Genomic DNA, 23587 nt, shown 5'->3' on the forward strand with positions numbered 1-23587 from the left:
AACGCAGTGAAAACATGTGTTTTTTGCCTCGTATTATTTGTGACTCAACGATACATTTCCTCATTTCCGCATTTAATGAAAGTTAATTACACCTCCATTCTTTCCTTGTGAGCAATAGTTTCCCCGCAGGAAATTGTGAGGGTGAAGTTCAATGGTGAAGGTTAAAAGGGTTATAAGAACAGTAAGCAATTACCAACCATAGCAACGTTAAGTTTTGTGCATGGACCTGTTCGACTGTGTTTTTCCTGTTTTAAATCAACAGGTAACAGGCGGCGTTTCGGTGTGGAAACAATTGGCATGGTGGTGTGTGAGTACACACTTTCACCAGAGGGTGTTGAGAACGATTTGTGTAAATAATCACATTGTTGACCTGAGTGAACAGTGGTTGTGGTGTGAGTTTAATGCAGGAAAAGTGTGCGGCAGGTCATAATATTTCCGGACGGTTGTTCCCGCTTAAACGGATTTTTGGTGATTGTTGATGCTGGAACTCAAGGCTGAGATAGCTGTGATGCTTCGATTGAATCAATTGAGGTCGAAAATTGGTGTTTTTTAGCTAAATGATGTCATCAAGCTCGTGAAGAAAGAGGTATTTACTCTGTTTTCGGTTATAATTCTCGCCAACTTAAGTGTGAAAAGAATTCCATGAATCAATATCTAGCTATCACCTCTCGAGGCCTTGAAAACCTCCTTGCAGAAGAATTAGAACAATTTGGTGCTCAAGACATCCAGGTTGCTCATGCCGGCGTCCGTTTTAAGGCCGATCAGGCTACTGCTTATCGCTGCTGTCTATGGACCCGCATATCATCCCGTATCATTCAGGTCCTTAGTGAGTTCAATGTCCGTGACGACATGGACTTGTATCTGGGTGCGACAGCTATTCACTGGCCGGACTACTTTGGTAGTGACACGCGCATTATTGTTGATTTCAACGGTACTAACCGTGAAATCCGCAATAGCCAGTACGGTGCAATGAAGGTAAAAGATGCCATCGTTGACCGTTTTACAAAAGCTGATTTACGTCGTCCTAACATCGACCGTGAGCGACCTGATCTGCGCATTCATATGCGTTTGGCGGGTGAAAAAGGGGTACTTGGCCTTGACATGGCGGGTAGCGGTCTGCACCAACGCGGCTATCGTACTGAAGCGGGTGCCGCGCCACTGCGTGAAACTCATGCTGCTGCGTTGGTCATAAAAAGTGGCTGGACGCCAGAGAAGCCGTTATTAGACCCAATGTGTGGTTCTGGTACCTTGCTCATTGAAGCGGCGATGATGGCGGCTGATATCGCACCAGGCCTAAAGCGTAAGCGCTGGGGCTTTGAATCAATTAAAGACTTTGATAAAGAAGCTTGGTTAGAAATTCACGCAGAAGCATCAGTTAAAGCACGTCGTGGCCCTGCGAAAGTTGAAACCAAGTTCTTCGGCCGTGAAATGGATCGCCGTGTATTAACCATTGCTCGCGATAATGCTGGCCGCGCCGGTGTGAAAGATCTGATTAATTTCGAATACAGTGATGTGACACAGCTTGTGAGCCCTGAGGGCTTTGAAGCCGGTGTTGTACTGTGTAACCCTCCATATGGTGAGCGTTTAGGTACCACGCCTGAGCTGATTTCACTGTACACCGAATTTGGTAATCGCTTAAAGCTGGCTTTTGCCGGTTCGACAGCGGCAATCTATTCAGGCTCGAATGAGCTATTAAGCTGCTTACGCATGCGTGCTGACAAGCAATTCAAACTACGTAACGGTACGCTAGACTGTGTGCTCAAATCGTATTTGATCACCGCTGGTGGCGTAAAACAGCTTGAAGGCGAGAAAGAAGGTAAAATCGAGCAAGAACAAGTTGCGCCAGATTTTGCTAACCGTCTTAAAAAGAACATTGCAAAGCTAAGTAAGTGGGCGAAGAAAGAAGGTATTGAATGTTACCGCATTTATGACGCTGATTTGCCTGACTACAATGCCGCTATTGATAAGTATAAAGATTACTTAATCATTCAAGAATACGCAGCACCGAAGACGGTTCCTGAAGAAACCGCTCGCCGCCGTATCATGGATGTGCTGCGTGCCACGATTGAAGTAACGGGTGTTGATAATAACAAGGTTATTTTAAAAGTTCGTGAGCGCCAGAAGGGTAAGAATCAATACCAGAAGCTATCCAGTGCAGAACGTCACATGACAGTGAATGAGTACGGTGTTGATCTGAAAGTAAACTTGTACGATTACCTTGATACGGGCTTATTCCTTGATCACCGTATTACCCGTCGTAAGCTGGGTGAAATGGCAAAAGGTAAAGACTTCCTGAACTTGTTTGCTTATACCGGCTCTGCAACGGTCCATGCCGCTTGTGGTGGTGCTAAGTCAACAACCACGGTTGATATGTCCAATACTTATTTGCGTTGGGCTCAAGAGAACATGGAGCTTAATGGGCAGGTAGGGCAAGAGCATGAATTTGTTCAGGCTGATTGCTTACAGTGGCTGCAAGAAGTCGATGATACGTTTGATTTGATCTTTATTGATCCGCCAACGTTCTCGAATTCTAAGCGTATGAAGCAGACTTTCGACGTTCAACGTGACCACGTAATGTTGTTGGAAAACCTAAAGCGCATGCTACGTCCACAAGGCCAGATTGTGTTTTCTAACAATAAGCGCCAATTCAAGATGGATCTGGAGAAGTTAGAAGAACTTGGCCTGAAGGCCCAGAACATTTCTGACAAAACGCTTCCAATGGATTTTGCCAAGAACAAGCATATCCATAACTGCTGGATCATTACCCATAAGGAAGGTTAAGTGCTAATTACGCTGTATAGCACACAAGGATGTCATCTCTGTGAGCAGGCTTATAGCCTGCTCACAGAGGCAGGCGTACAAGAGCGCGTTCAAGTGGTAGATATTGCCTTTGATGATGCGCTCTTTTCACGTTACGGCGTCACTATTCCCGTTGTTTCTATCTCTGTCTCTTCTATAGAAAATCAACATTCAATTTCAGAACTTGGTTGGCCGTTTGATGCGGCTGAACTTGCAGCATGGTTAAACAGTAATGGCATTAATTAATATTAGTAACGCACAACTTGCATATGGCGATCACGCTTTACTTGATAAAGCGGAGTTTGTTCTGCAGCCGAATGAGCGTGTTTGTTTAGTCGGTCGTAACGGCGCAGGTAAGTCGACGTTAATGAAGGTTATCTCCGGCGATGTATTGCTCGATGACGGTAGCATTCAGCGCCAGACTGAATTGAAAATCTCACGTCTTGAGCAAGATCCACCGCGTAATGCTGAAGGTAACGTGTTTGATTATGTTGCTGAAGGTTTGGCTGAAATCGGCAAGGTACTGCGTGAGTATCACCACTTACTTGATTTGATTGCGGTTGACCCGAGTGAATCAAACTTAAATAAACTGATGCGTGCCCAAGAGAAGATTGATCATGCCAATGCATGGCAGTTTGATACTCAAATCGCCTCTGTATTAGAGACCCTTCACCTGGATCCTCACACGCTATTATCTGATCTGTCTGGTGGCTGGCAGCGTAAGGCCGCTCTGGCGCGTGCATTGGTTTGCGACCCTGATATTCTTTTATTAGATGAGCCAACAAACCACTTGGATGTTTCAACCATTGAATGGTTAGAAGGCTTCCTGAAAAGTTTCCGCGGCTCAATTATCTTCATTTCTCACGACCGGGCATTCATTCACTCGATGGCAACACGGATTCTTGACTTGGATCGTGGTCAGCTTGCTTCATTCCCTGGCGACTACGAACTGTATCTTGAAAGCAAAGAAGAGATGCTGCGTGTAGAAGCGGAACAAAATGCCGAGTTTGATAAGAAACTCGCGCAAGAAGAAGTGTGGATACGTCAAGGGATCAAAGCCCGACGTACGCGTAATGAAGGCCGTGTTCGTGCATTAAAAGCATTACGTAATGAACGTAGTGAGCGCCGTGAAGTGGTCGGTAAGGCCGATATGCAGCTACAGGAGGCGAAGCGCTCCGGTAAGATTGTGTTTGAAGCTGAGCATATCTCATATAGCTATGACGAGACGCCAATCATCAACGATTTCAGCTTTACGGTGATGCGTGGCGACCGTATTGCACTGATTGGTCCAAACGGTTGTGGTAAGAGTACGCTATTAAAACTGATGCTTGAGAAGTTGACTCCAACATCAGGGCATTTCCATTGTGGAACCAAAATTGATGCGGCATATTTTGACCAATACCGTGAAGTGCTGGATCCTGAAAAAACAGTGATGGATAACCTGGCCGAAGGTAGGCAAGAAGTGACCGTTAATGGTGTTACTCGCCATGCTTTAGGCTACTTACAAGATTTCTTATTCCACCCTCGTCGTGCTCGTACTCCGGTTAAAGCCTTATCCGGCGGTGAGAAAAACCGTCTGTTATTAGCGAAGTTGTTCTTAAAACCAAATAATTTATTGATCCTCGATGAACCAACTAACGATTTAGATATCGAAACATTGGAACTTTTAGAAGAAATTCTTGCCAACTATCAGGGTACTTTGCTGTTAGTGAGTCACGATCGTCAATTTGTTGATAATACTGTGACAACGAGCTGGATTTTCGAAGGTAATGGTGTCATCGACGAGTACGTAGGTGGTTATCATGATGCCCAGGCACAACGCGCAAATTCTGCAGCCGTTCTTTTGAAACAAAAAGAAGCGAACAAGCAGGCGGTTCAAATTGCAGAAGCTAAAAAGAAAGAAGAGAACAAGCAGCGTCAGGTAACTCGACCAGCTTCAACTAAGAAGTTGTCGTATAAGTTCCAGAAAGAGCTGGAAAGCCTGCCGAAAAGAATTGAAGATTTGGAAAATGAAATTGCTCAGCTGCAGGAACAAATTAACGATCCTGTATTCTTCCAGGATGTGAAGAATGACACTCAAGCGACACTGTCACGTTTAGCCGTGGTAGAAGAAGAGTTTGAGCAAGCATTTGAACGCTGGGAAGAGCTGGAAGCGATGCAGAAGGAATTATAATGCAACATAAGACGTTAAAGCTTTCTACACTGGCGATGCTGATCGCCGGTGCAACACAAGCCAATGCTGCTGTTTATCAGGTGGTAGAGGTTGCATCTCAAGGTGATGTCGAATCATTAGAGTATTTTAACAAAGATACTAGCCAGACATTAGAATTCTATGGTCAGGGCATTAAAGCTTCTGCTGCCGGGGAAAACTGTTTCGACGCTACATGTAATGACGGAAATGATTACATAGTAGTCGGTGAAAGCCGTTTTGGCACCGATGGTATTAACTATCGTGATGAAGCACCTTTTATCTACGATAATGAGCAGTCAATTAACGATCTCTGGAGTTTTGAACGCTACTGCAACGATAACCTGGGCCCGAACACTTGTGATGTTTGGGCTGAATCTCAGTATTTCGGTAAAGACTATAACCGAGAAGACAGATATGATGCTTCCGGTTTTGGTGGCCTTCTTCGTGAACAACAGGCCTGGGTAGCGAAAGACTATTTTGCCAATGCATTTCCTCTGGTCGATGGTAAGAAAATAGAGACATTTGCCGTTGCCGAGACCGCTTATGAGGCTGATAATCTTGCTCAGCTTGGTAGCCTTGTCGGAAAAGATAGCAGCACTCATATTACTTCTAATGCGGTTGTAAACGGTATTGTTACTGACAGCGACTATGCCTTTGGTGTAACCAGTTCGGGGTATTTTGATAACGGTAGCCGTTATGCACGACAGTTTGCTAAACGTGGCTTCATTAACACAACTTCGCAAAATCTAGAACTGGGCCCGATTAAGGGTAAAGAGTTTGTTGAGCGAATGGGGCAGTCACTTGCGTGGGATGCTGTTGAGTATCCAGCAGGAACCGGCAATCTATTGGTCGTAGGTTCGGCTTCTTATGATCAAAGTGATCTTGATGATAGTGATAAACTGCCAGAGGATGTTGAAGTTAATGGTCAGGGCATTGGCTATACAACATCGACGTTAGTGAATTGCGGCACAACGCCTACGGCAGCAAACTTATTTACTACCGCAGAATGCCAATATTCAGTTTTTGCTAATAATGCCGCATTCTGGGTTGTCGATACTGCTAACAATACTGCAGAAGAGACTAAGCAAGTCGCTCCCATGCCAGTTGCTGCTCGTGAAACCGACAGCGACCGTTCTGCCCAGGCAAGTGGCCGAGCGGTAGCACTAGTTAATGATAAGCCAGTTATCGTTGGTTTTACCACTGAAGACGTTGATGGCGATTATTACGCATCCCGTGCAGCTATTTTTACTCCGAAAGCGTCATTTGTTGAAGGTGACTCAAGTACGTATGAATGGGATATTACTTTAATTCCAGATACAGACATTGAGGATAGCAGTAGCGATCGTCAGTATCGTTACTCAATTGCAACAGGCATTAATGAAAACAACAAGGTCGTTGGTGTTTCGAAGAACTACCGTTCTGAGAGCCGTTCGTATGCTGAAAATATCTTTATTTACGATGGTGCAAGCACCAAATACATTGATAGTTCGATTAATGCAGATATTTTCTTCGAAGGTTACAACGGCTTCCCGAGCGCTATTAACAACAATGATCAGATTGTAGGCTGGGTAGACTCAGAAAGTGCCAATCAGGTTGACGGCAAGTTCCGTCGCCAGCGTGGGTTCACCTATAATGCAGGTGTAGCTATAGCAAATTCACCACTAACTGCCAATAGTGCGTGGATGCTGGATGATCTGATTAACGACAATGGTGCTGTAGGTGCTGCTGCGAACCAGTTCCGTATTGCTCAGGCGACCGGTATTAACGATGCGGGTGTGATTTCTGCGACGGCGCTTAAGTGTGCTGGTGGTTATCAGGACTTATCTAATGAATCGCAGTGTAGTGGTGATGAAAAACTGGTAGCTGTGAAACTGGTTCCGATCCCTGATGGCACGATAGAGGCGCGTCCTGAAATAACCTCATCAATCGAACGATCTGGTGCATCGCTAGGTATGTTTGCTTTGACAATGCTAGGCTGGATTGGTTTCAGAAGAAGAAAATAAATTTTTGTCAAAATAGTTTATTTTTTACTCAGGCTCACAAATTGTGAGCCTGAGTTGTTTTTGGGGTTGATCAAATGGGTTAGATCGCTAATTCTTATAACTGGAGTCACAAAAAGCTCCATCATTATGAAACTGTAATGAAAGAAAATAGCTAAAGATAAGGATCTAACTATGAAGAGACAAAAGCGGGATCGTTTAGAACGTGCACAAGCTCGAGGTTATCAGGCAGGGAAAAATGGCCGCTCCAGTGAAGCTTGTCCATATCAATCTCTGGATGCCCGTACAAATTGGCTTGGTGGTTGGCGAGACGCAAGAGAGGAAATTCAAACAGGCCTCAAATAACCCTTTCTCATAGAACCCTTATTGGGCCCCTTTGAGGAGAAGGGGCTTTTTAATGATTGAATCCTCTTTCCATTCTGGTTTTAAGACATTTCAAAATACTCACCACTCTAAATCAATAGCTTATCGTGGTTTATGTTTTTTTAGCCATTATCATCCCTTCAATATAGCCATCAACCCATTGTTCAAAGCATTGATATGCTGTTGTTAGATCTTAAGCCAAGTGCTTAATCACGCTTCTTTGAATAAAAGTGGCGAGTTCTTTACCTCTCGGTTCGGTTTGTAATAGGGCATAACTTTTCCTGAGCAGAGCAGTCAAAAACGTCACAGTGTAACGAACAATGTAATCAGGCTCATTTCGGTTAATGTCACCAGGCAGGGCTGCATACGTCTTTTGAGGCGACAAGTAGTCTGACACAGGGGGTAGGCGGGTTACACAACCCTGCTCGAACTGCCACCATACGAGATTGGCATCTCCGAGTGGCAGTACAGAGTGTTGCCGATCAGAGGCATACTATGTCTTCACTTTCTCTATTTCTGCGATATCTCTCTCTGAATCTCGAGCATGGGTACAGGTGCACAAGCAATGAATCAAATTCAGAAAACTACCGAGTATCAGCAGTCGCTACGATTGATTTATAGCCTCATTTTCTCCACTAATAAGCTGAGATAATTTAAGTTCTTCTTTTTCAGAGAATGTCACAAATCCGATCGGAACATTAGAATTGACCTCCGAAATGATCTTATCAGCACTTTTTTTGCCAAAGCCTCCACATAACTCAATGACTTGTACACCTTCATGAATTAAGTCCTTAGCAACAATGACAGCTTCCATATCGGATCTGACCCCAACAATCTTAGTGCGAAATAGTGCTGTTTCAAGCACAGAGCAATCCTTTTTATAATCATAGTTGGCAGCTTTGACAATAAACCCATATTGACGAATCATAGATGAACTCCTTATTTTCAGCACATTAAGCCATTTTTTCTTTTACATGATGGTTTTCAATGGATTTTATAGTGAAGTAATAATAAATATAGGTTGATGCAAGGATAAGATCGATCACAACAATAAAGTACATTATTTGAATGATTTCATGATTTAGTAAATAGTGAATTGCAACTATTGACCAAACAAAACGAACAATACCATTGAATAACGCGATACCTATACGCGCAGATACATTCTTCGATGCATAGATAAGAATCATACCAACAAGAAATAATGCCAGTCCTGCAGTGTTGAGAAATAGCATATTCCCACCATCACTTGGAGGGATCCAATTATTACCACCAAAGCCAAGAAATGTATTTAACCAATTAAATAAATTAATATACGACTCATGTAAAAATGGCATTGAGAATGGAAATGCTACTACACAATTAAAAATACCTCCCCCCATTACCCAGCGTTGCGCTGCTACTTTACTATCCATCATAATCTAAATATCTCCTGCAAATTTAACGTTTTTTTTCTAACGCACTTGCTAAGTGCCGCTTTCGATTAATTTTCAGGCCAGTTACACTCTAAACCAAAGTTTTCTTATGTTTGAGCGCCCACTTAAGCTATTTGTTCGAATTATTTCTGGCAATGCCTATAAATGAGGCAGTGTTTTTTTAACGAAATTATTAACTCTGGTTTTTGAGGCGTTCTCGCTGTTATAAAATGAAAACATTTTAAGCTTACAGTTTTTAGCACAAGCTCCTAATAATGCAATTTTGAGTACTCTATATACTGGTTTCCAGAGAATGAACACATCGGCCCACCAAGGGGAACCTAAAGTTGTAATAACTTTAACTTCTTTTAAATTATCTAAACATGGTGTAATTGAGCCAAGATCAGATGCATGGTTATATGCGTAGCCAGGTGCCCATACTCGGTCAAACCAACCTTTCAAAATTGCAGGGAAGCCAAACCACCATGTTGGAAATATTAGCACTAAACATTCAGCTTCTATTAATTGGTTAATTTCGCCGTTCAACTTGCTGACATCGAACTGACTTTCATAATAACTCCGCCTTTCTGACTGAGTTAACACAGGATTAAATTCTTCCTGATAAAGATTCTTAACAGTTACTTCATGGCCTTGATTTATTAGGTGATTGATCGTTTTATCTGACAAGTGACTACAAAGGCTATTCTCAAGAGGGTGTGCTAATACAATTAAATAGTTCACTATGTTTCCCCAAGTTCTAACACTTTATTTGACGATATTGAATTATATACTGTCTAATTACAATATCATGAATCTTATTAATATTAGTAAGGTTTTAGGTGTTTCAATTGCTACATGGCATTTTTTAGGGCCATATTGCATTTATTAAATACTGTGGGTTTGGGGCCGATACCTAAGAAGGGTAGCGTGCAAACTCAGACAAACATGAAATATGATCGTTGAATAAAAGTGTTATGAAAAGGAGGATTGTCCTCCTCATAACACATAATCAGATATTTTATTTGTTGCTTATCTTATGGTGATAGTAACTGTTTTTCATATCTACAATATATACGCCGTGACCATGCCATTTTTTTCGTTCCTGCTCAGGTAGGGTTGTTACTCGTAAAATTTCTTCTGCTACGTCTTCTCTGCTAATGCTTATCTTGGCATGTTTGAGAGGATGATCAGCTTTATTTAATCCCGTAATATCAAAGCTATAGCCATATTGTCTTTTTGCGGGCCTATCTTTAAGTGCAGCAGGCCGGAAAATAACATATTTTAAGCCCTCAGAAGCGGCTTGAGCGAGAATATTTTCACTTTCAGTTACATTCTTATAAACCGGGAAAATAACGGGCATGATGTTAGCGATTACATTGTAGTTGGCAGGCCAAGCCGTAACGGATGCACCAGGGATACCTTCTGTTCCGACAGAGCCATGATAAAAGGTTTCTACCCATCGGCTTTGCTTCATTCCTTCAACGATTGCGCTAATAGTATCCGTGTAAATTGAATACTTAGAATCAAGCATATCTTTTACTTTTGTTACGCCGACAAAGCAGCATATAGCATCAACTGATAAATCGTTTGTAAGAATACTGTTGTATGATTCAGGACATAATATGCTGATATTCGTCGCTTTTAATGTTCCTCTGTTTTTTGCCTGAGGAATATTGCTTTCTGTCAGTTTCGTTTCATTTAGTATTTTAGTTATTCGATTTAAAGCTTCATGATCACTTTGTGCTCTGCACATAGCTGTTACATCGTGCCCCTGCCTCAAAGCATTTTTAATGAAAATTCTTGCTCCTCTAGATGCAGCAGCAACAACGAGGAAATGACGCTTTAGTTTACTCATAGGAGACCTTACAAGTGGATAATGTCACCTACTGTAAAGTGTGCCCTATGGGGAAGAGTCAAGGATAATGTTCAAAAATATGTGCTTTAATGAGAATGTATTTGGCCTAGATATCAACATTGATATTGTGCTCCATCATTAAAGATGAGGTGGAGTGGCACAAACTCGGCACTAAAAATGTCAGAGGGTCAACAAACTATCTGGAAATCTCCACTGCAATGCCTTTATAGCTATATTCTGCGGATATGCTCTGTGTCGCCTTGGGACGGTAATCAGCCATACCACAATTTGCCGTATTATCAGGGAAAAGCTGGGGCTGTCTATAATAGCGATCAGGCGTTTGAAGATCGCTATCCGGATTTATTGGTCATCGAGTTGGGTGCTAACGATTTTAGTTCCGAAGTCAACGCGAATGAACCATGGCCAACGACTGAAGCGTTTCGGCAAGCATGGGTAGATGCCTATATTGATTTTATCGGTCAGCTACGTCAGCGATATAATGATGTGCCAATTGTCATCATGACGCAGTATATATGGCCACACGATCGTCTCAATCTGTCGGTACAGCAAGTTCAGCAACAGCTTGATAATATGGGGGCAGATCCTGTTTATGTGACAGAGATGCGCGCCGAGATGAGGGGATGTATGTGGCACCCGGTCGCCGATGAGCATACCGCGATAGCTGAAAGTCTGGCTAGCTTTATTTCCACTAAGCAGTTATTGGGGAAATAGCTTCTTGTATAAGCAGCCCGTGTGTTCGGGCTGCCTATTGACCATGATTAGCGAGACTTGTATATCAGCAATCTCCAGACACAAAAAAGGCCGCAAAATGCGACCTTTTAACTGTCATTTAGTCTGAGAGACTTAGAAGCTGGCAGTGTCAGTGAACAGACCTACTTTTAAATCTTTAGCGACGTAGATTTCTTTGCCGTCTACCAGTACACGACCGTCAGCAACACCCATGACTAACTTGCGGTTAATCACACGCTTTAGATTAATTTCATATGTCACTTTCTTCGCGGTTGGTAGAATTTGACCCGTGAATTTCACTTCGCCAACACCAAGCGCACGGCCTTTACCTTCGCCGCCATGCCAGCCAAGGAAGAAACCAACAAGTTGCCACATTGCATCAAGGCCAAGACAACCAGGCATAACCGGGTCACCTTTGAAATGGCAGTCAAAGAACCATAGATCAGGGTTGATATCGAGCTCGGCATGAATATAGCCTTTGCCATATTCACCACCGTCATCCGTGATTTCTAAAATTCTGTCCATCATCAGCATATTGTCAGATGGTAGAGAAGGGAATGCAGGGCCATGAAGCTCTCCATTACCACATGCAACTAAGTCTTCACGTTCATAAGAATTGCGTTTCATCAGAATTCGTACTACTCCAAGAAATTATGGGAGCAATTTAGCTTACACGTGTAAGCTAAACAACTCGGATCAGTGCTGGACAAACCAGTTGCGAACAATCGTTAACCAACTGACTTCATTGATTACATCACCATGATGGAACACATCAATACGTTCAGCAATTTTAGCAAGTATAGTATCAGTATCCAGTTTGTCGCCTTTGAATGCTTTGCCTGTTAACAATGGAATGGCGTCATCAACACTTTCAATCGCCCAAATATGGAATTTTTCTGACTTGATTGCATCGAGTACTTCATCATTAAGGCAAAGGTTACTTAAATTTGTTTTCGGTAAAATGACACCCTGATTGCCTGTAAGGCCGCGATGAACACAAACCTTATAGAAACCTTCAATCTTCTCATTAATGCCGCCTACAGCCTGCACACGGCCAAATTGGTCTACAGCCCCCGTAATGGCGATCTGCTGATTGATTGGCTGCATCGATAGCGCAGAAACTAATGAACACAGTTCTGCCAGCGAGGCGCTGTCGCCGTCGACTTCACAATAAGATTGTTCAAATACAATCGAGGCTGTAAAGGGTAATGCGTGATCCAGATCGAGTGCGGCACTGACGAATGCCTGCATGATCATCATGCCTTTGGCATGAAGATTACCGCCCAGCTCAGCTTTACGCTCAACATCCGAAATGTCGCCCTCACCAAAATGGACCACACAAGAAATACGAGCTGGTTCACCATAGTCTTTAGGATGCCCGGGAATATCGACAACAGTCAGAGCGTTGACCTGACCAATCTCTTCACCCTGGCAATCAATGACAACCTGACCCAGGTGGATATCTTCAATAGCGCGTTCTGGCAAATAAGATTCGCGGTAATCGCGGGCTTTCATCGATGCGTTAAGATGCGTTGCGGTAATTCTGTCGCCCTGAGATTCAATCGACGCTTCCGATAACAAGCCTTGATGCCAAAGAGGGCACAGAGGAACGCGGGTTTGATCTTCGGCATAACGGGCACCTGTTCTTAATAGAGCGGCCAGGGCGTCGCTGTCAGCCAAATCGGGCAGCTTTGCCTTGTGGACCAGATCTTTGATGTAAGAAAGGTAAAGCGGTAAGGTTTCATCACTCAGTAGCAGATCTTGCTCGAACTCACCGTACATAGAAAAGCCGGATGTGATATCTGGTTCTGCATTTTCAAGCTCAGCCATCAAATAACGATCACCGATCAATACTAACTTCACATTCAGTGTTTCAGCAGGCGGGATCGGATATAAGGTTTTCTTAGAAGCAGGCTGCCATTCAAGCGAACCATTCATTAAGACGCTTTTTAGGCGTGGCCACAATGATGGATTACCGAGAATACTGGTAACGGAGAGAACCAAGTAGCCATCATTCGCTTGATGAAGCAAACCATGCTTAACTTGCGCTTTGCTGATTTTACCGTCTTCAGAAGGGGGATAAACCGCACCGAAAAGGGTCAGTTCTGTCACATTTTCACCGGCAATGATGATCGAAGATTCATTATTCTGATTCTGGTTATTGATTTGACCCTCAGAATCACCTTGCTGATATTTAACTTTTTGACTTTCTGCGTCATATTTTGACAAAAGCTCGATCACGTAGTCGCGATAAACTTTATTATCGGGCGCTGTGATACGAAGAACACGCGGCTGTAATTCAACAGCGGTGAACCGACGTACGGCATCGCTAAGACGGTCTTGCAAAGTACCTGTAGGGGCAAATGGCAGATTATCATAATCTTCCAGAATGGCTTGATACTTTGAGTAATCTGGGGTCATTGTGCGCCAGGATTCTTGCTGCATAGACTTGTGCTTTCTTTCGTTACTGTGAAAAGGACAGCAGTATAAAGGAATCAATGGCTTCATAATAGACAGATATTGATGATATTTAGCGCTAGGTAAAACAAACAGTTAAATATCATAAAGGTAATTGAGCTTTTATGTGCCAACAGTTACACTGTCACATACTAAGTGTAGACTTTTTGAGAATAACTCACGTATATGAAATATCAGCAGCTTGAAAACCTCGAAGCCGGTTGGAAATGGACTTACCTGGTTAAGAAATGGAAAGAAGGCGATGCAGTCACTCGTTATATCGATACGAGTGAGGCTGAAGCCGCTATTCAGGCATTGCTTACTATTGAGCATGAACCCACCAAAGTCATTGAGTGGATTAGTAAGCACATGTCGCCTGAGCTTGATAAAAAACTCAAGCAGGCCATACGTGCCAAACGTAAGCGGCATTTCAACGCCGAGCAGGTACACACGCGTAAAAAGTCTATCGATCTTGATTACCGTGTGTGGGAAAAGCTGGCTGAAAAATCGAGAGAATTAGATTCGACGTTATCCGACACCATTGAATATCTGTTGAGTGAAAGTAGTCGCACGGAAACAGTCAGTAAAAAAGTCCTGGATATTCGTAAAGATTTGCATGAGTTGTTGGATTTCGATGCACCTGATTTTGACGCACTTGATTAAAGATTGTCTTACATCACCGATATGCCGAGTTCGCGGATAAAATGCTCGATTTGATATACGCTTAAAGAAAATATACGCAATTAGGAGTTAATGGATGGAATATGTCATTTTACTAGCCATTGCTGTGGCCTTTCTTGTGTTCAAAGATCGTCCGGTAATGGTATTGAAATTTGATAACGGTGAGCTTACCTATTCAAAGGGGAGCATACCTAATGGCTTTCTGACGGGATGTAAAGACATTGCGCATAAACAGCCGTTTTCGGGACAAGTTAAAGTTTATAAAAACCGATTTACAACGAAACTGGTTTACTCTAAATCGGTACCAAGCAAGGTTAAACAGCGCATTCATAATATCTTTCCGCATTCCGGCCCAACCAAAAAGCAAGGGCGGCGTGCCTGACCTTATATTTTTTCGGATTGAAAAGGCTTCTGATGAAGCCTTTTTTGTTAACGCATTTGTCTTATACCCATTCTGAGTGCCTAAAAGCGACCTTATTCTATGATTCAACCCCACGCATTTCGTTTAACAGAAGGGAACGATCTTAAATCTTCCATTCTTGCCTATGTAAAAGCCAATTCAGTTAAAGCCGGTTCATTGCTAACAGGCGTCGGTTGCTTGTCAGAAGCGCGTATAAGGCTTGCTGATGAGACGAAAACCTTATCTTTGAACGGACCTTTAGAAATTCTCACGCTCTCTGGTACGTTAACCCCAGAGCATGTCCATTTGCACATCTCTGTTTCAGACAAAGCCGGTCAAGTCTTTGGTGGTCATTTAATAGAGGGATGCCTGGTCTCTTATACGGCTGAAATTTGCTTAGTTAGTTATAACAACCTGACATTTTCACGAGAGCCTGATGGCAACACAGGATTTGATGAGCTGGTGGTTCGCTAGTTAATGGCATTGCTATAAACGGGTAGAGGTCGCTTATCCCGGTTGGATAAGCGATTAGCTTGAAATTCTTAATATTGCCAATCGCACAGAGTTAAGAATTTCAGGTTTTGCCTCGATTATTTGATGACGTTGTGCAGGGCGCTTTGGCTGGCCAGGTAGTTAGCAATCATCTGTTTGAGCTGTTCCAGCTCTTCTTCTACTTTAATTCTTCGTTCTTTCTCTGCTTCATATTGCTTACCTAAATCAACCGCCAAGTAACCGCCTTTAATTAAGGCTTTGGTCGTGACATTACTATTGGTTAATGCTTTAAGCTCTTCGATCATGAAATAATGCTGGTCTAGATCCCGAATGGTGATTGCCATGATCTCTCCGGCTAACTGCTAATAAAGAAGCATTTTAACGCATAACTTATTGATGAAGGAAGGAAAGATTGCATTCTCCCAGGCGTTTATCAAGTGGTTTTATCAATATTGATTGCATTTGGACGGGTAAGTAAAGAGCCTGAACTTGATGTAGGGGCTCTCTTAATGATCTTTCTTTCACTGATGCACTATAACTTTATGGTGTGACAAAGAACACAAACACCTTCAAATTGACTTTCAATAACTCGATAACACCATAAAATAGAGCCTCAGACAAACTTATACCTTGAAGCTATATTTACAATGGCTTATTTTAAAAAAGACACCATTGTATTAAAATTATCGATTAATCAACATGCTAAAGACAGCTCTAGCTCGGTAGGACGCCCTTGATCCAGAATGGAAATGACTTAAAACAACGACTCTTATCTAAAAAGCGAGAGCAAACGGTTCAAGGGAACCGGGGGATAGAGATGATAAATCATGGCAGTCTTGTCACTATCAGTGTGAAAACCCCCCTTGGACGTTTATTTAGATGCGAAACAAAATTCATCGGTTCTGATGGCACGGAACACCTTGTGTTAACGCTGCCGAAGTTAACCCCGCATGATTTAGATGATTATTTTTGTGAAGGTTTTTGGATCACGGTAAAGGCGATCTCCGACAGGGGGGAAGGGGCAATCGTTAACTTTAAAAGCCAGGTAGCATATGTCATTAATAAGCCGGTCGGCTTATTATTGTTAAAGATCCCGCATACGATGTCTTTAATGCAGTTACGCAGTGAACCTCGCTACGAAGTTAAGTTACAGGGTCATATACCAATCGTAAATCGCAATCTGCTGGTGGATTTTAAAGATCTTTCGGCGAAAGGGTGTTGTTTTCAATTTGGCGTTAATGGCCCAACATTTGATGCTGATGATGTGATCTCCATAACGGTGAAAAATCCAAGCTCTACGCAGCATTATCAACTAACCGGTACCGTTCGCAGCATGCAAAAAAATGGCGCGTTGAAAAATTGTGGGGTGATGTTTGACGGCCAAGGTCAGCAGGGAGCTAAACAATTATTAGCGCAACTTATTTTCGATGGTTCAAGTTTATCTTTTAAACAGATGCAGCTGTAGAGCTGAATGAGCCTTCAATCATCAAGACCGAGTTGACATACAGCGCCGTGGGTTGAGATTTTTACACAGCATCGTGTTAACAAAGCTAATGCACTATAACTTTACATTCAAAGCAAAATAAAACAAACAATCCGCAGATTCAACTCAGATCAAACATAAATATATTATTAGTTCTACATCACAAAAGTTTTGGCGCGTTCAGTCACCAAACTTCTTCATTCCGTTAAGTGAGGAACATACTGTTTGCGTAATCTGAGGAACACGTGGTTAGAACTGGATCCCGAACACCTTTCTTTTGTTACCTTGTAACTGATTCATTTAATAAATAATTATTAAACAAGGTGGTGGCCTGTAAGAACACTATTTAAGTGAATCAGTGTGCCATCTTTAGTAATAAAAACGCCTCGCTGATCAGAAATCAGTAATGCGTCGTTATCGCCAGCAGATTTAATAAAGTAACTTCTTACTGTAAATCGTTGCTCCTTTTCAGCGCCATCTTGTTCGGAGGCGAATAAGAAATAGTGTGAGCCTAAACGCATGAAGAAGCCAAAGAACTGCTTTGAGATAACAATAGCGTTATCTGAATTTTTGGCGGTGAATTGAATTTTCACCCGACCGTGATTAAAAGACGTCAACATGACTTCTTTACCGTAGCCCGGATACTCGCTACCGTTGTTTCTTCAACAAAGAAGAAATACTGGCTGCAGGCAAAAATCGTTAACAAGAAGAAAACCAGCTGTAAGCCAAATTCTTTCGTAAAAACAGAAAGATATTTTCCGGTGTGAGTAAGTTTTGATGCTGGTAAAACGTCCTCAATGACTTCATTGTTTTGTTCAACATCAAGCGCTTCAGGTGCCCGGTAATGACTATTTCTGAGCCTGAGTGAGTAGCCTTTTTTGGGCTCAGTCACAATGATATTGTCCTCACCAATAGAGGCAAATGCACTGCGTATATTTTTAATGGCGACAGTAAGCGAACTGTGCGTAACAACCTTACCGGTCCAGCAGCGTTTCACGGCTGACGGTAACTCCTTCAATAATGCCCATGAGAACGCCTGGATACAAGCCTACATGCTGGGCGCAAACTGGCGTGCTCCACGACGATTTAAAGGCTATGCACGTTGTGTTCGTTGGGTAGAGTAAATGTCGCTGTTGGGATTAAAAGGGATGTTAATCAGATCGCGAGTATAAGGTATATGTATTTCATCAGAGAGAAAGAGGTTGGGGGCAATAGCGGTATATTTAAACGTTCAAGGAAGCAGGGAATAAAACGTCAGAAGGGCTGCCCGACCATCATCCAGGAGGACCAAGAGTCCTCACTGGTGGCAAACTCTGCACGAAACACGGCTTTGTGCATCATAAAGCGAAAGCCAATACCGAGATCCCATTTCATATCTTTGTGCAGCTCACTAGCAGACCAACTGTCGGCAACTCGCCCTATTTCGGCAAAAGGCACCACCTGTACCCAGTCCACATCAAGGGATCTCAGAAGTTGCCAACGGTGCGGGTTCCATTGGGTGGTCAGGCGCATTTCTGCAGAGTAGAGAAGAGCAGCCTTGTCGCTGAAACGATGCATCGGATAAGCACGCAGCCGCTCAAATCCGCCCAGTGATGCCCCCTTAGAATTAGGTGGCCGATGGTCAATGACCGGGCCGTTATGGGTGACACTCTTTTCCCAAGAGGGAGTGTAGGAGGTCCAGGCATTCAGGGCCAGTACCCGCTGACGAAACCATTTTGTTTCGGCTAAAGACAGATATTTTCGTAAATCGAGATCCAAGTTGGTCCAGCTACTGGTGCTGTCAAACATGCCAAAATCGCGGTTTATAGTAAAACGTTGAAAGCTACCTTTGGATGGATCGACTGGGAAGTTACGGTTGTCGTATTCCAGCGCCAATGACAGGCCGTTAGTATCGCCTGCAATTTCTCCCGGATTCTGATCAAAGTTGCGTTGGTGAGAAAATAGCATGGTCTCAAAATAGAGCCGGCCGCTGGTCGACGGGTTCCATTCACTGGTATTGAGTTCGCCGGACTCAATAATGCCGCGATCGAGGAAAAAGGTATTGATCAGGGTATCGCGGCCGTCACCGGTAGGCAGCAGATAACGAAAACTAAGATCAAACCAGTTGTTGCGGCCTTTGCCCGTAATATAGTTGTCATCACTGGACTCATTGGAGCCACCACGTTCTTTGGGATAGTCGGGATTGAAGCCGGCATAGCTGCGCTGATCGGTCCAATCACCAATCGAGCCGGTAAACGTTGCAAACAGTCGTGGCAGCGACTGAAACTGGTAGTCTTTGATAGAAATAAACAGTCCGCGGGAGTCGTTTGTCGTGTCCATAATCGCGCCAAAGGTGGACATCTGCGGCTGGAAATACCCTGACGTTCCTCCGGCAAGGCCATAGGCAGTATCTAGCGATTCGGTATGAAACAGAAACGGCAACGTTATCCAGTGTGGCACCGGCTCTTCCTCTCCAATCTCCAGGCGAATATCCTGGCTGTAAACCGTCACGCTAAAAAGCAGTGAAAGGACGAGGGAGAAATAAAGAAATAGTATTCGCATGACAGTTCCATCTGTTGACACTAGCGCCGGATGCAGCTTAGAACATATAACTGAGCCCCAAATGGGTATACAGTTGATTTTCCCCGCCACCATCTTCAACCACGTCAGCGGCATTAAAATGTGCCAGATGAGAGGAAATCACTATTTGCCTTGTTGCTACCCAGTTCAACGATAATTGTAGCTGGCTACCAATATAACGGTGATCACTCTGGCTGGCATTGACACCGATTGCACTGGCTCCGGTATAAAAGGCGTCATTTTTTTCTGCTCGCCATAGAAAATCATTACTTAAAGTCATCTGCAGTTCACTATTAAAGCGATAGCCGACATTGGGTTGCAGATGCATCAGGTTATAAGGCATCACGTCTCTGGCGTAAGTAAAATACGGGGTAACAAAAATAGGATCGTAGAAAGTATTGAGTTTATTATCGTTGGGATCGTCATCGCCGGAAAAGTAACTCGCCTTAATGCCAATAATGGGGGTTTCTTCTTGTGGGTAAAACGCGTATTTCACTTCACCAAAAACCGCATAAGCGCTGATATTGCTGTTTTTGCTGTCTTCATACTCACCAAATTGGTAAATCAAATAGCTATCAAATAACCACTGCCTCTGCAGAGTGACAGGGCGATACAACCTGGCTGTTAGGGTGTGGCGCGTTTCATCATGACGGTTTCCACCATCTTGTTCAAATTGCAGACCTTTTAAATTCCAACCAAAATACAGCAGGTTAAAATTGTAGTCATCAAAACGCATTTCACTATTTGCACCCCAGAAATATTCATCGGTTCCCGCCATTTCAAAGCTCTCTTCTGCGGCGTCGACGAATTCTGCAGCATAAAAATCAAACTTAGCAAAGCCTCTGTCCAGCCAGGCCACGCGAACACCATCATAATACTGACGTACATTTCTCGCTTCTCCGGCGCCCACTAGCCAGTTGTACTTTTCAATGAACTGCCTGCCGACGCGTATATCCAACCGTTCGTCATTATTCAAGGGTAAACGACCATCGACAAAGAGCTGCCAAATATTGAGATGGGATTTATCACCGGCTTTGTTGCCTCCCTCGCGATCTGAAGCTGCCGCAGCTCCGAGCTGCAAAAACAGACGTAATTTATCAGCAGGGTGCCAATCGGCATGGACGGCAAAACGATGCAGAAACACATCCTGTTCCCCAATGTCAGACATGCCTCTGCCTTCAGGATCGTAACGTTCATAGGTAAAACGATATTCACCGCCAAAGCTGATGAAATTATCTGAATCATCAGCTAGTTCTATATGCTTAAAAGGGAGCCATTCATCGCTGTAATCGGGTTCTTCTGTACGTAAGCGCGACCAATCTTCAGACCAGCGGGCACGAGGAATATGAGAGGGAAACTGCACGTTACGACTGGTATTCTCAATACTGTCACTGCTCTTTACATTGCTACTGCTATCAATATCACCGCTGTCGTTATTTGTTGTTTGCGCCTGCAGCTGCGATAACCAAAAGAAACACAGAAAGGGTGCGATATAGATAAATCGTGATCTTAAGTTCAAGAGGACACCCCAAACGTCAAGAAACAAGTCATGAAAGGCATAAAATAATGCCTATCATAGATCTATGAATATGATTAAACATAGGTTTCTATATATGATCCATCAAGGAAAAGTATCGGATTTTATGAACTCCGCCATAACGCCAATCTCCTGAAGACAAGATCATTAAAAACCAGAATGAGTTATTTCAATCAGCGCAATCATCAAGGTCACGCAAATAATAAAAAGAGCAGGGAAGTCCAGCTCTTTTCATTGAAAGTTATGCTTCATTTAAACATATCAAAGGAACAGAAAAGTTCTGACCTTTCTCTGCTATTGCCAGAACAACCAGGCAAACAAAGATAGGGTGACGATACAGGCAATGTTAAGAACAACACCGACTGCCATCATCTCGCGCTGCTTGATATGACCTGAGCCAAACACGATAGCATTGGGTGGTGTAGCAACTGGCAACATAAAAGCACATGATGCAGCAACACCGATCAGCACCGACAGGATCACTGGCGATACACCCAGAACTTCAGCTATTGAGGCGAATATCGGCACCAGCAGAGCGGCACTTGCGGTGTTACTGGCAAATTCCGTCAGGAAAACCACGAAGGCAACCACTATCAGAAAAGTGAAGAACAGCCCGGCTTGTTCAAGAAAGCCACTCAGGCTGTGGGCTAGGAAGACACTGGCGCCAGTTGCTTTGAGTACGTTACTCAGACAGATCCCGCCGCCAAATAGGAGCAATACGCCCCAGTCGGTTGATTTATCAATGTCTTTCCATTCAACCACACGAGCAACACCCAGCATCACGATAGCAGACAGGGCCACTAGGCTATCAAACTTGCTAAAGCCGCCAAGGTAAGCGTTCAGGGGCTTGCTGAAAATCCACATGGATACGGTAAGGCCAAAGATAACCAAAGTGGTCAGCTTTGCATTATCCCATTTGACTGGCTCGTGGGTTATTTCAAAAGTATGCTTCAGATTTGGCTTTAGCATCAAATAAAGCAGGCCAACCGCTATAGGTAGCAGAACCAGTGTGACCGGTAAACCCAGGGCCATCCATTCTGTAAAACTCAACCCCACTTCGGCTGCAGCAATCGCGTTGGGCGGGCTGCCAACGATGGTAGCAATACCGCCAATACTGGCGCAGTATGCTATCCCAAGCAGTACAAAGACATAGGTGTTGTGACCAGTTTTAGAATTAACCTTGGCCAGAATGCCCAGTACCAGAGGTAGCATCATTGCCGTTGTTGCAGTGTTGCTGATCCACATTGAAAGGAAAGCAGTAACACCGAACAACATCATGACGGCGATGGCCATATGACCTTGGGCTATCAGCAAGACCTTATCGGCAATTGCTTTATCCAGATCTTGACGATGCATGGCTGCCGCCAGCGCAAAGCCACCAAGGAAAAGGAAAATAATCGGGTTGGCGAAGCTACTGAGAGCCTCAGGTGTTTTAAAGACCCCCAGTCCAACTGCCAGCAGGGGAACTAGAATGGCGGTGATACTAACGTGAATGGCTTCTGTTAACCAAAGTATGGCAATAAAGGTTAGCAGACTGAGACCAGCTACAACATTGGGCTCAAATGGCAGGGTGTTTAACATAACCACAAGCAGTGAGACATCAGCAAGAAAAATCAGACTTTTGCGGTCAAACAACCAATTTTTTATGGCGAGACTTAAGGTTGTCATAAGCTTTCCTTAGTACGTTATGTTCATTTGATAAATGACCTATGTACGACAGCTCTGGATGGCATACTCCGGCTAGGCATAGGCATAAAGGTTAGTATAATTATTGCACAGCCGCGTCTTGAGTGTTAATAAAATTAACAACTAAAACCAAGGTGTTACATGTTGATATCAAGAAGTATGAGGTGAAGAATCATGAAGGCGAAATGTGTAGCCATTTTATGATTATTTGATCACGCACATTCGATTTAATGCGTGATACTTATCATCCGCAGCGCCTACAAATCCAACTCCCTGGGTGGAATTTCTTGCAAATGATTTAAAATGCTTACTGTTTTCAATATTGCATTGAGCAGTAATTAGAATGATCAACAGATAACGGTAACATTGCTAACTATGAGCAATCTGATTCATAGTTTTGTGACTTACTTCCATTTCCCCAGCGTCGTTGACGAGTAATTTTGCATGACCATTTAATCAATAACAGAAATACCAAAATGAAATTAACTTATTGGTAAATGGGACCACAGCCAGAGAGCACACCTATTTATTGTCTAACACGAAAAGGGATATTTTTTGATGTGTATTGCAGGTTGGAAAGGAAAAGAATTTCGTCACTCAAACAAGCAGCTGAAAGCAATGTGTGTCAACGATAGCGGACCCATGACATTCAGGGGAGATCGAACCCTTACAGTATGTGACCAACGTGGTCAGGCTTATGAATTATTTCTATTTGGATTATACCCAAGTGAACGGGATGTCAACAAACATGTAGAAGGAACGAAAGGGTGGGAATGGCTGGCTAAAGAGGATAATAACACCTGGCACCCAGTAACAGAGCCGACTTGTTAATGAAAACACTATACGTTAAATCGTCTATTTTTAATCCACAGAATCAGTGGATAACCAATGCCAGGCCAGAGCATACAGGTGACCAAAA

The 23587-nt window shown here is 43.3% G+C and carries 24 protein-coding genes; 12 read left to right on the plus strand and 12 right to left on the minus strand.

The annotated features are described in order from the left end of the window. The first annotated feature begins 642 nt into the window (after window positions 1-642). The 5 genes from rlmKL to rmf all read left to right on the plus strand — a co-directional run bounded on the left by rlmKL (window position 643) and on the right by rmf (window position 7335). A complete protein-coding gene (gene rlmKL / locus L4D76_RS12480) occupies window positions 643-2781 on the plus strand; it encodes a bifunctional 23S rRNA (guanine(2069)-N(7))-methyltransferase RlmK/23S rRNA (guanine(2445)-N(2))-methyltransferase RlmL (RefSeq protein WP_428441220.1) in 2139 nt (712 codons plus the stop codon). Then, window positions 2782-3045: a glutaredoxin family protein gene (locus L4D76_RS12485; RefSeq protein WP_428441221.1), complete on the plus strand. Its 264-nt coding sequence runs from the start codon at window positions 2782-2784 to the stop codon at window positions 3043-3045. It begins immediately after the preceding gene. Beyond that, window positions 3032-4972 carry an ATP-binding cassette ATPase Uup gene (gene uup, locus L4D76_RS12490; RefSeq protein WP_428441222.1) on the plus strand — a complete coding sequence of 647 codons (1941 nt, stop codon included), beginning with the start codon at window positions 3032-3034 and terminating at the stop codon, window positions 4970-4972. Before L4D76_RS12485 ends, uup begins: the two co-directional genes overlap by 14 nt. Then, entirely contained in the window at window positions 4972-6993 is a 2022-nt protein-coding gene (locus L4D76_RS12495; RefSeq protein ID WP_428441223.1) for a DUF3466 family protein, read from the plus strand. Before uup ends, L4D76_RS12495 begins: the two co-directional genes overlap by 1 nt. Before the next feature lie 171 nt (window positions 6994-7164). Next, window positions 7165-7335, plus strand: a complete 171-nt coding sequence (gene rmf / locus L4D76_RS12500) for a ribosome modulation factor (RefSeq protein ID WP_107282664.1) — start codon at window positions 7165-7167, stop codon at window positions 7333-7335. 622 nt (window positions 7336-7957) lie between these two features. Here rmf and L4D76_RS12505 read toward each other — a convergent pair. The 4 genes from L4D76_RS12505 to L4D76_RS12520 all read right to left on the minus strand — a co-directional run bounded on the left by L4D76_RS12505 (window position 7958) and on the right by L4D76_RS12520 (window position 10623). Next, window positions 7958-8281: a DUF6506 family protein gene (locus L4D76_RS12505; RefSeq protein WP_428441224.1), complete on the minus strand. Its 324-nt coding sequence runs from the start codon at window positions 8279-8281 to the stop codon at window positions 7958-7960. Window positions 8282-8306: 25 nt separating this feature from the next. After that, window positions 8307-8771, minus strand: a complete 465-nt coding sequence (locus L4D76_RS12510) for a hypothetical protein (protein WP_428441225.1) — start codon at window positions 8769-8771, stop codon at window positions 8307-8309. Between the two features lie 156 nt (window positions 8772-8927). Further along, a complete protein-coding gene (locus tag L4D76_RS12515) occupies window positions 8928-9509 on the minus strand; it encodes an NAD(P)H-dependent oxidoreductase (protein WP_428441226.1) in 582 nt (193 codons plus the stop codon). Window positions 9510-9786: 277 nt separating this feature from the next. Further along, a complete protein-coding gene (locus L4D76_RS12520) occupies window positions 9787-10623 on the minus strand; it encodes an NAD(P)H-binding protein (RefSeq protein WP_428441227.1) in 837 nt (278 codons plus the stop codon). 177 nt (window positions 10624-10800) lie between these two features. Here L4D76_RS12520 and L4D76_RS12525 point away from each other — a divergent pair, with 177 nt between their 5' ends. Beyond that, a complete protein-coding gene (locus L4D76_RS12525; RefSeq protein ID WP_428441228.1) occupies window positions 10801-11355 on the plus strand; it encodes an SGNH/GDSL hydrolase family protein in 555 nt (184 codons plus the stop codon). A gap of 132 nt (window positions 11356-11487) precedes the next feature. Here L4D76_RS12525 and fabA read toward each other — a convergent pair whose 3' ends face one another. Together fabA and L4D76_RS12535 are read right to left on the minus strand one after the other, a co-directional pair. Then, window positions 11488-12006 carry a bifunctional 3-hydroxydecanoyl-ACP dehydratase/trans-2-decenoyl-ACP isomerase gene (fabA, locus tag L4D76_RS12530; RefSeq protein WP_428441271.1) on the minus strand — a complete coding sequence of 173 codons (519 nt, stop codon included), beginning with the start codon at window positions 12004-12006 and terminating at the stop codon, window positions 11488-11490. A 63-nt stretch (window positions 12007-12069) separates the two neighbouring features. Continuing rightward, a complete protein-coding gene (locus tag L4D76_RS12535; protein ID WP_428441229.1) occupies window positions 12070-13818 on the minus strand; it encodes an AAA family ATPase in 1749 nt (582 codons plus the stop codon). Window positions 13819-14016: 198 nt separating this feature from the next. Between L4D76_RS12535 and matP the strand changes: the two genes are divergently transcribed. The 3 genes from matP to L4D76_RS12550 all read left to right on the plus strand — a co-directional run bounded on the left by matP (window position 14017) and on the right by L4D76_RS12550 (window position 15385). Continuing rightward, a complete protein-coding gene (gene matP, locus L4D76_RS12540; RefSeq protein ID WP_428441230.1) occupies window positions 14017-14493 on the plus strand; it encodes a macrodomain Ter protein MatP in 477 nt (158 codons plus the stop codon). Between the two features lie 94 nt (window positions 14494-14587). Next, window positions 14588-14893, plus strand: a complete 306-nt coding sequence (locus tag L4D76_RS12545; RefSeq protein WP_428441231.1) for a DUF3634 family protein — start codon at window positions 14588-14590, stop codon at window positions 14891-14893. 99 nt (window positions 14894-14992) lie between these two features. Further along, entirely contained in the window at window positions 14993-15385 is a 393-nt protein-coding gene (locus tag L4D76_RS12550) for a PPC domain-containing DNA-binding protein (RefSeq protein WP_428441232.1), read from the plus strand. A 116-nt stretch (window positions 15386-15501) separates the two neighbouring features. On the opposite strand, the gene L4D76_RS12555 is transcribed toward L4D76_RS12550, so the two are convergent. After that, the gene (locus L4D76_RS12555; protein ID WP_428441233.1) at window positions 15502-15747 is read right to left on the minus strand and encodes a hypothetical protein; all 246 of its coding nucleotides are present in this window, start codon (window positions 15745-15747) and stop codon (window positions 15502-15504) included. A gap of 389 nt (window positions 15748-16136) precedes the next feature. On the opposite strand from L4D76_RS12555, the gene L4D76_RS12560 reads away from it, so the two are divergent. Further along, a complete protein-coding gene (locus L4D76_RS12560; RefSeq protein ID WP_428441234.1) occupies window positions 16137-16868 on the plus strand; it encodes a flagellar brake protein in 732 nt (243 codons plus the stop codon). Window positions 16869-17200: 332 nt separating this feature from the next. Here L4D76_RS12560 and L4D76_RS12565 read toward each other — a convergent pair whose 3' ends face one another. Together L4D76_RS12565 and L4D76_RS12570 are read right to left on the minus strand one after the other, a co-directional pair. Continuing rightward, window positions 17201-17506, minus strand: coding sequence for a hypothetical protein (locus L4D76_RS12565; protein WP_428441235.1), 306 nt, complete (start codon window positions 17504-17506; stop codon window positions 17201-17203). Further along, complete coding sequence (locus L4D76_RS12570) at window positions 17500-17778, minus strand: hypothetical protein (RefSeq protein WP_428441236.1); 279 nt, start codon at window positions 17776-17778, stop codon at window positions 17500-17502. Before L4D76_RS12570 ends, L4D76_RS12565 begins: the two co-directional genes overlap by 7 nt. A gap of 49 nt (window positions 17779-17827) precedes the next feature. Here L4D76_RS12570 and L4D76_RS12575 point away from each other — a divergent pair, with 49 nt between their 5' ends. Continuing rightward, a complete protein-coding gene (locus tag L4D76_RS12575; RefSeq protein WP_428441237.1) occupies window positions 17828-18010 on the plus strand; it encodes a hypothetical protein in 183 nt (60 codons plus the stop codon). Window positions 18011-18140: 130 nt separating this feature from the next. Here the strand turns inward: L4D76_RS12575 and L4D76_RS12580 are convergent, their stop codons facing one another. The 3 genes from L4D76_RS12580 to L4D76_RS12590 form a co-directional block, all read right to left on the minus strand. Further along, the gene (locus L4D76_RS12580; protein ID WP_428441238.1) at window positions 18141-19427 is read right to left on the minus strand and encodes a BamA/TamA family outer membrane protein; all 1287 of its coding nucleotides are present in this window, start codon (window positions 19425-19427) and stop codon (window positions 18141-18143) included. 37 nt (window positions 19428-19464) lie between these two features. Continuing rightward, complete coding sequence (locus L4D76_RS12585; RefSeq protein WP_428441239.1) at window positions 19465-20964, minus strand: alginate export family protein; 1500 nt, start codon at window positions 20962-20964, stop codon at window positions 19465-19467. Window positions 20965-21276: 312 nt separating this feature from the next. Continuing rightward, window positions 21277-22650: an SLC13 family permease gene (locus tag L4D76_RS12590; RefSeq protein ID WP_428441240.1), complete on the minus strand. Its 1374-nt coding sequence runs from the start codon at window positions 22648-22650 to the stop codon at window positions 21277-21279. Between the two features lie 576 nt (window positions 22651-23226). Between L4D76_RS12590 and L4D76_RS12595 the strand changes: the two genes are divergently transcribed. Beyond that, a complete protein-coding gene (locus L4D76_RS12595) occupies window positions 23227-23499 on the plus strand; it encodes a hypothetical protein (protein ID WP_428441241.1) in 273 nt (90 codons plus the stop codon). Window positions 23500-23587: the final 88 nt, after the last annotated feature.

The sequence above is a fragment of the Photobacterium sagamiensis genome, assembly GCF_050337085.1.
Taxonomy (GTDB): Bacteria; Pseudomonadota; Gammaproteobacteria; order Enterobacterales; family Vibrionaceae; genus Photobacterium; species Photobacterium sagamiensis.

What these genes read in the sequence shown, in the direction of transcription:
- uup (WP_428441222.1), top strand. Translation starts at nt 3,032, where the DNA reads ATGGCATTAATTAATATTAGTAACGCACAACTTGCATATGGCGATCAC.
- L4D76_RS12590 (WP_428441240.1), bottom strand. Translation starts at nt 22,650, where the DNA reads ATGACAACCTTAAGTCTCGCCATAAAAAATTGGTTGTTTGACCGCAAA.
- L4D76_RS12510 (WP_428441225.1), bottom strand. Translation starts at nt 8,771, where the DNA reads ATGATGGATAGTAAAGTAGCAGCGCAACGCTGGGTAATGGGGGGAGGT.
- matP (WP_428441230.1), top strand. Translation starts at nt 14,017, where the DNA reads ATGAAATATCAGCAGCTTGAAAACCTCGAAGCCGGTTGGAAATGGACT.
- L4D76_RS12580 (WP_428441238.1), bottom strand. Translation starts at nt 19,427, where the DNA reads ATGCGAATACTATTTCTTTATTTCTCCCTCGTCCTTTCACTGCTTTTT.
- L4D76_RS12520 (WP_428441227.1), bottom strand. Translation starts at nt 10,623, where the DNA reads ATGAGTAAACTAAAGCGTCATTTCCTCGTTGTTGCTGCTGCATCTAGA.
- L4D76_RS12575 (WP_428441237.1), top strand. Translation starts at nt 17,828, where the DNA reads ATGGCGACAGTAAGCGAACTGTGCGTAACAACCTTACCGGTCCAGCAG.
- L4D76_RS12495 (WP_428441223.1), top strand. Translation starts at nt 4,972, where the DNA reads ATGCAACATAAGACGTTAAAGCTTTCTACACTGGCGATGCTGATCGCC.
- L4D76_RS12565 (WP_428441235.1), bottom strand. Translation starts at nt 17,506, where the DNA reads ATGTTGACGTCTTTTAATCACGGTCGGGTGAAAATTCAATTCACCGCC.
- L4D76_RS12525 (WP_428441228.1), top strand. Translation starts at nt 10,801, where the DNA reads ATGTCAGAGGGTCAACAAACTATCTGGAAATCTCCACTGCAATGCCTT.
- L4D76_RS12550 (WP_428441232.1), top strand. Translation starts at nt 14,993, where the DNA reads ATGATTCAACCCCACGCATTTCGTTTAACAGAAGGGAACGATCTTAAA.
- L4D76_RS12555 (WP_428441233.1), bottom strand. Translation starts at nt 15,747, where the DNA reads ATGGCAATCACCATTCGGGATCTAGACCAGCATTATTTCATGATCGAA.
- L4D76_RS12535 (WP_428441229.1), bottom strand. Translation starts at nt 13,818, where the DNA reads ATGCAGCAAGAATCCTGGCGCACAATGACCCCAGATTACTCAAAGTAT.
- rmf (WP_107282664.1), top strand. Translation starts at nt 7,165, where the DNA reads ATGAAGAGACAAAAGCGGGATCGTTTAGAACGTGCACAAGCTCGAGGT.
- L4D76_RS12505 (WP_428441224.1), bottom strand. Translation starts at nt 8,281, where the DNA reads ATGATTCGTCAATATGGGTTTATTGTCAAAGCTGCCAACTATGATTAT.
- L4D76_RS12595 (WP_428441241.1), top strand. Translation starts at nt 23,227, where the DNA reads ATGTGTATTGCAGGTTGGAAAGGAAAAGAATTTCGTCACTCAAACAAG.
- L4D76_RS12545 (WP_428441231.1), top strand. Translation starts at nt 14,588, where the DNA reads ATGGAATATGTCATTTTACTAGCCATTGCTGTGGCCTTTCTTGTGTTC.
- rlmKL (WP_428441220.1), top strand. Translation starts at nt 643, where the DNA reads ATGAATCAATATCTAGCTATCACCTCTCGAGGCCTTGAAAACCTCCTT.